The following is a 7,303-nucleotide window of genomic DNA, read 5'->3' as shown; positions in this document are numbered from 1 at the left end:
GGTCTCTGCACTCGCGCGCTTTTATCCGAGATGCTATTTCCAATACAGTTTTATCCTATGGGATTGCGGTGACATGTTTCGTTCGCCGGTCAGCAAATGCGTTTCCATGACACCGCTGGCGAAGGCGACCGATGAGGGGCGCCAGCGCGCGCCCCTTCAATCCTCGCGCTTTTTATCCGAGACGCCATCTCCGCTCCGGTTTGGTATCGCCCATCCAGGGCACCCCAAACTCCGTCACGACATCCCTGTCGTGCCGGCTCTCCCTTCCAAGACTTAAACTAAAAACCAAATAAAGATTTCTTGTTTTGTCTTTTCGTCTTTTGAAGTTGACCTTTTCCGGCACATTGTTCTTCAGCCGAAGGGAGGAATGTAGGCTAGGATTCGCCGACAGGGATGTCGGCGAAAGAACGGAGGAGCCAGGATGGCGATTGCCGTTCGTTCCGTTAAAGCCGGAATGACGAGATTCGGGTACCTGCGAAGCAGGCTGAAGAACGGTGCCAAGCTGGGGTGTTGGGGGGCAGCGATTGGCCCCCCAACTCGGACGCTGGCACAATGGTTATGTGGAATTCGGTGTTTTAAGCGTACGAAACATTACACCGTCATAACATAAACAACAGGCGTACACACTAACTCCCCCGCCCTTTCCTCACAACTTCCGCAAAATGCGCCAGCGATGCCTGCAGCTCTTCTATCGTCACCGGTTTAGATAGACAGCTATCCATCCCGACTTGAATACAACGCTCGCGTTCTTCGGCTAAAGCATTCGCGGTCACGCCGATAATCGGCGCTGTGCGACCCTGTTGGCGCAGGCGAGCGGTTAGCTGGTAACCGTCCATATTGGGCATATTCACGTCGGTCAGCACAATATCAGCATGTTGTTTGGCTAATGCGCCCAGCGCATCGAGACCATCACTGGCGGTTGAAACGGAGTGATATCCCAACGAGATAAGCTGATCGGCGAGCAAGCGGCGGTTAATCGGATGATCGTCCACAATAAGAATATGCACGTCACTGTAATCATGAACTTCAACGTTGGTGCTTTCTTCAGAGAGCCCCGGCAGTAGCTCCATATCTTCTGGAGCAAAGATCCGACGCAGAATACTCAGCAACTCTAGCGGTGCCGCTGTACTCAATACCCATGAGCCATCGTCTTTACATTTAGCATGGCCGATATATTCCGCTGACAAACGGATATGAGCCTTCACCGGCTGATATAAAGTCACGTCATGATCGGAAATCAGGACGCCATGCTCATCGCCCTGCTCATTGGCGCAGCATAGATGTACATCGGCTCCGGCTAGCGTTAGCAGTTTGAGTAAATAACTTTCTAGTCGTGCGTTATGTATTTCGAGCCAGATAGGCTTTTGCATCAACGCTTCAACCTGAGGTGTGGAAGCCACGGCCTGATACATCGGGATGCGTACGGTGAATATACTGCCCATCCCCGGTTCAGATTCAACGGCAATATCACCATCCATCAAGCTCACCAGTTTTTCACAAATGGCGAGCCCTAAACCTGTACCTTGGAAATGACGCTGCACGCCTGTTCCCACTTGGAAGAAGGGATCAAACAGCTTCATCACATCACGGAATGGAATACCCAATCCAGTATCACGAATACGGAATTCGAGATAGAAATCCTGCACTCGCACCTGAAGAATAATGCAGCCCGTGTCAGTAAACTTAATCGCATTACTCAACAAATTGGATAACACCTGCTGAATACGCATGATGTCGCCCGCGACAGAATCGGGTACTTCTGGCTCGATAAAGCAATACATGACCAAGCGTTTGCGCACGACCAGCGGTAAATAGTTGCCGATAATATGCGGTATAACTTTGCGTGGCTCGAACGTTCCCGGCTCAATTTTTAACTGCTCAGATTCAATTTTGGAGAAATCGAGAATATCGCTGATGATTTTTAACAGCAGCCCAGAGGAATTGCTCATTGCCGCCAGCAGACGCTGTGTCTCTTCTGGCAACGACTTAGTTTGCAGCAAATCTAAATTACCAATGATGCCGTACAGCGGCGTTCTTAATTCATGGCTAACCGTTGCCAAAAACATCGATTTAGACTGGCTTGCCTGCTCTGCCGCATTGGCTAATTCTTGTAACGACTCTTCAATTTTTACGCGCGCACTCACGTCAACCATAACGCAAATCGCCACGTCTTCATTGCGATAACGCGAATGCACAAAACTGATTTGCAAATTCTGGTTCTGGCTTGTAATCACATCCACAACGCTGCTCGGCTGCTCACAGATAATACGCGTGATTCGGTGCCGATCTTCAGACGTAAACATGCTGATATAGTTATGTGCCAGTTCATTACTAAGAATATTGCTGCCATCTTTTATGCGTAGAATGCAAATCCCGACGGGAGCAGAAGCCACAATTTTGCGGTTAAATTGTTCATGTTCCTCTAAGCGGAAAGCGTTATTCTCTGCCGGAGAAAACATTTTGCGCTCAAATACCCACGTTAAAACAAAGAGAATCAACGCGCTGATCAGGTTCATGATAACCGCATTAATCAGCAATAGATTAAAACGTTCAAGCAATACGCTGGTTGGCAATGAATAGATAATGCTCAGCCCTGACGGATTCAATTTCTTTTTCAGCAACAGCGTATCGTAGCCGCTGTTATAGCCAAAATAGTTATCATCGCTAGGAATGCCGGAAATAGTAGGTAGTGCGCCGCCATTTTCGGTATAAGTCATTAAAACTTCATTGTTATCATTTAATAACGTCACACCCACCGGCAGCGTAGATGGATTGGTGAAATCCTCTAGGCGAATATTTTGCTCAGTCCCTAGCAGAGCTTCTAACTTGTTAGCGATATAGACTGGCGTGATAACATAGAGCGCTCCCGCATCATTTTGCGCACTCGGGATCACCCAAAATAGCGTGTTTTCTTTTTCTTTATTATTACTATTTTGGAACGTCAAAATTCGCTGATGTAAATTGCGGAAAACATGACTTTGATCCAACGGCGTATTGCGGATACCAAAATCCGCCAAACATAAGCTTTCGCCACCAATAAAGAAAATACGGTTGAGGTCATATGCCGCAACGAAATTCTCTTTCCAGTAGTTAATAAAATTACTCAATGACTCTAACGAGTTGCGATAGTTATCACTCAGTAATTGGCAATCTGATTCTGGAAAAATCGGCGTTAGCGGCGGCAGCGTATTCTTTCCACTGAAGACGCCATTGATCATATCAAGCCCAGTGACAGACCAACTCAGGCGATTTTCAGCGATATAGCGAATATCGCGCATGATGCTGGCGGAGTGCTTAATCACGCTCTGTGCCTGATCGAAACTCAGGTTGAAATCTTGCCGGATATCGGACTCTTTCTCATGAAATTCATTGAGAATATAAAACGTTGTCAGCAAAGCACCCAGTATCCACAGCATCAGCGCCAAAGAGCGGAATAGATAACGTGAGATGCGTAACGTTGTTCGGAAAGAAGCAAGATATTTCAAAGAATTACCATAACAGAAATAGATCAGTTAAACGGAAAAACCAAACTCATGTATCACACTAATCATTGAAGACAAAAAAAGCCAGTGCAAAACATCTGCACTGGCTTTTTTATCAGGTGAATAAAACGCTAGAAATTACGCGTTTTCATCATCCTCTTCATCTTGCTCTGGCGCATCGTTAGCCTCTTCGGCTACGTCAGTGACGTCACCTTCAACCGCTGCACCCTCTTCACCTTCGAGAACTTCATCGTCCTCTTCTGGTTCAGCAACGCGCTGCAGGCCAACAACATGCTCATCCTCGGCGGTGCGGATCAGCGTAACACCTTGGGTATTACGGCCCACCACGCTCACTTCGGAAACACGTGTACGCACCAGCGTACCGGCATCGGTGATCATCATGATCTGGTCACAGGCATCAACCTGAACCGCACCGACCACGTTACCGTTGCGTTCACTCACCTTGATGGAGATAACGCCCTGAGTCGCACGCGACTTGGTTGGGTACTCTGCCACGCCGGTACGCTTACCGTAGCCGTTTTCGGTCACGGTCAGAATGTCGCCTTCGCCACGAGGAATGATCAGCGACACCACACGGTCTTCACCGTTGAGGTTAATCCCACGAACACCCGTTGCGGTACGGCCCATTGAACGTACTTGGCTTTCTGGGAAGCGAACCACTTTACCTGCCGCAGAGAACAACATGACTTCGTTGCTACCGTCGGTCAGATCCACGCCAATCAGCTCATCACCTTCGTTCAGGTTCACAGCGATAATACCGGCGCTACGTGGACGGCTGAAATCAGTCAGCGCAGTTTTCTTCACGGTACCGCTCGCGGTCGCCATAAAGACGTGGCGTCCCTCTTCGTATTCACGAACCGGCAAGATTGCGGTAATACGTTCGTTAGCTTCCAGCGGCAACAGGTTGATGATCGGACGACCACGCGCACCACGGCTCGCTTCAGGTAACTGATAAACCTTCATCCAATACAGACGCCCACGGCTTGAGAAGCACAGAATGGTGTCATGCGTATTCGCCACTAACAGGCGGTCAATGAAGTCTTCTTCTTTAATTCGTGCTGCGGACTTACCTTTACCACCGCGACGCTGAGCTTCATAGTCGGTCAGAGGCTGATATTTTACATAGCCCTGATGCGACAAGGTGACAACAACGTCTTCCTGCGAAATCAAATCTTCGATATTGATATCAGCAGTGTTTTCAGTGATTTCGGTACGACGCGCATCGCCAAACTGGTCACGAACCGCGATCAATTCTTCACGGATAACTTCCATCAGGCGATCTGGGCTTTCCAGAATAAAGATCAGGGCAGCAATCTGCTCCAGCAGCTCTTTATATTCATCAAGCAGTTTTTCATGCTCAAGGCCGGTCAGTTTCTGCAAACGCAGATCCAGAATGGCCTGAGCCTGCTGTTCGGTCAGATAGTAATGACCATCGCGAATACCGAACTGTGGTTCCAGCCACTCAGGACGCGCCGCGTTATCACCGGCACGTTCCAGCATAGCGGCAACGGTGCCCAGCGCCCAGCCACGTGCAACCAGCAGCGCTTTCGCTTCCGCAGGGTTTGGCGCATGACGGATGAGCTCGATGATAGGGTCGATATTCGACAGCGCAATCGCCAGACCTTCCAAGATGTGCGCACGATCGCGAGCCTTACGCAGTTCAAAGATGGTGCGGCGAGTCACCACTTCACGGCGGTGACGAACGAATGCCTGCAGGCAATCTTTCAGCGTCAGCAACTTAGGCTGCCCCTGATGCAACGCCACCATGTTGATACCAAACGTTACCTGCATCTGCGTCAGTGAATAAAGGTGGTTAAGCACCACTTCACCGACAGCGTCACGTTTGATTTCAATCACGATACGCATGCCGTCTTTATCGGACTCATCGCGCAGAGCGCTGATGCCTTCCAGACGTTTTTCTTTAACCAGCTCAGCAATTTTCTCGATCAGGCGAGCTTTGTTCACCTGATAAGGAATTTCATGCACGATGATGGTTTCGCGGCCAGATTTTTCATCTGCTTCCACTTCCGCTTTGGCGCGGATATAAACCTTGCCGCGTCCGGTACGGTACGCTTCTTCAATACCACGGCGACCATTAATGATCGCGGCAGTTGGGAAGTCCGGCCCCGGAATATGCTGCATCAAACCTTCAACCGTAATGTTTTCGTCATCAATATAGGCCAGACAGCCATTGATCACTTCATTCAGGTTGTGCGGAGGAATGTTGGTCGCCATACCTACGGCGATACCAGAAGAACCGTTCACCAACAGGTTTGGCACTTTGGTTGGCAACACCGCCGGAATTTGCTCGGTGCCGTCATAGTTAGGCACGAAGTCAACGGTCTCTTTTTCCAGATCCGCTAACAGTTCGTGAGCGATTTTGGACATACGGATTTCGGTATAACGCATTGCTGCGGCGGAGTCGCCATCAACAGAACCGAAGTTTCCCTGTCCATCCACCAACATGTAACGCAGTGAGAACGGCTGAGCCATACGAACGATAGTATCGTATACCGCGCTATCACCATGCGGGTGATATTTACCGATAACGTCACCGACGATACGGGCTGATTTTTTATAGGCTTTATTCCAGTCATTGCCCAGTACATTCATCGCAAATAAAACACGACGGTGAACTGGCTTCAGTCCATCACGAACATCCGGCAGCGCACGCCCGACGATAACGGACATGGCGTAATCCAGATACGAGTTTTTCAACTCTTCTTCGATGTTGACCGGCGTAATCTCTCTGGCAAGGTCGCTCATGGAGCTGCTATCCCTCTACTGACTTCTGATGATTCATCTGCTGCCGCTACCCTAACAGACACCCTTGGGTATATTCATCGAATAGATCAAAGCGCATACACGATGACAAAGACCGCGAATTATATCATAAAGCCGGATTTTGTGCGAAACCCTATGCGCTTTTCAACGCACGGCGGAATTAACCGCAAACGGCAAACAATCTGTATAATCCACACCAAGCATTTTCTCAAAAATTACCTTCCGGTGAATGATTCACGCAGCCGGAAATATCTTAAAGGAGCGATCGGTGTCTGAACAAAACGTAGACCAGCAGGAAATTGCCAAGTTCGAAGCGGTGGCTTCGCGTTGGTGGGATTTAGAAGGCGAATTCAAGCCCCTGCACCGAATCAACCCTCTGCGCTTGAACTATATCCAGCAACGCGCCGACGGCGTTTTTGGTAAGAAGATCCTCGATGTTGGCTGCGGCGGCGGTATTCTGGCCGAAAGCATGGCACGTGAAGGCGCAGGCGTAACCGGTCTGGATATGGGCGCTGAGCCATTGCAGGTTGCGCGTTTGCATTCGCTAGAAACCGGCATCAAAGTGACCTACGTGCAGGAAACCGTTGAACAGCATGCCAGCGAACACGCAGAACAGTACGATATCGTCACCTGCATGGAGATGCTGGAACACGTTCCCGACCCACGTTCCGTGGTGTTAGCCTGCGCAAAACTGGTAAAACCCGGCGGCCACGTATTTTTCTCCACCATTAACCGTAATAACAAAGCGTGGCTGATGGCGGTCGTTGGAGCTGAATACGTACTGAAGATGGTGCCTAAAGGCACTCACGATGTGAAAAAATTCATCCGCCCTTCCGAGTTAATTGGCTGGATCGACGAAACGCCGCTGCGCGAACGCCACATGATTGGCCTGCACTACAACCCGCTGACCGACCATTTCAAGCTAGCACCGAATGTGGATGTGAATTACATGGTGCATACCGTTAGGGATTGATGGGGGTAGCCACCAGCGCGTGGTCTCTGCACTCGCGCGCTTT

At 49.6% G+C, this 7,303-nt stretch carries 4 protein-coding genes; 2 read left to right on the top strand and 2 right to left on the bottom strand.

Features of this window, described 5'->3' with window-relative positions; translation table 11 throughout:
- Nucleotides 1-277 (top strand): hypothetical protein (locus tag HMPREF3091_RS22715; RefSeq protein WP_246839952.1); only part of this gene is annotated, 277 nt, incomplete at its 5' end.
- Between the two features lie 349 nt (nt 278-626).
- Here HMPREF3091_RS22715 and rcsC read toward each other — a convergent pair.
- Both rcsC and gyrA read right to left on the bottom strand, forming a co-directional pair.
- Complete coding sequence (gene rcsC / locus HMPREF3091_RS03990) at nt 627-3,485, bottom strand: two-component system sensor histidine kinase RcsC (protein WP_070714380.1); 2,859 nt, start codon at nt 3,483-3,485, stop codon at nt 627-629.
- Between the two features lie 135 nt (nt 3,486-3,620).
- Complete coding sequence (gene gyrA / locus HMPREF3091_RS03985) at nt 3,621-6,269, bottom strand: DNA topoisomerase (ATP-hydrolyzing) subunit A (RefSeq protein ID WP_070714378.1); 2,649 nt, start codon at nt 6,267-6,269, stop codon at nt 3,621-3,623.
- 247 nt (nt 6,270-6,516) lie between these two features.
- Here gyrA and ubiG point away from each other — a divergent pair, with 247 nt between their 5' ends.
- A complete protein-coding gene (gene ubiG / locus HMPREF3091_RS03980) occupies nt 6,517-7,260 on the top strand; it encodes a bifunctional 2-polyprenyl-6-hydroxyphenol methylase/3-demethylubiquinol 3-O-methyltransferase UbiG (protein ID WP_070714375.1) in 744 nt (247 codons plus the stop codon).
- Nucleotides 7,261-7,303 lie beyond the last annotated feature (43 nt).

The organism is Hafnia sp. HMSC23F03, from assembly GCF_001816025.1.
GTDB classification, from domain to species: domain Bacteria; phylum Pseudomonadota; class Gammaproteobacteria; order Enterobacterales; family Enterobacteriaceae; genus Hafnia; species Hafnia paralvei.
This window is presented reverse-complemented; position numbering and strand designations above follow the sequence as displayed.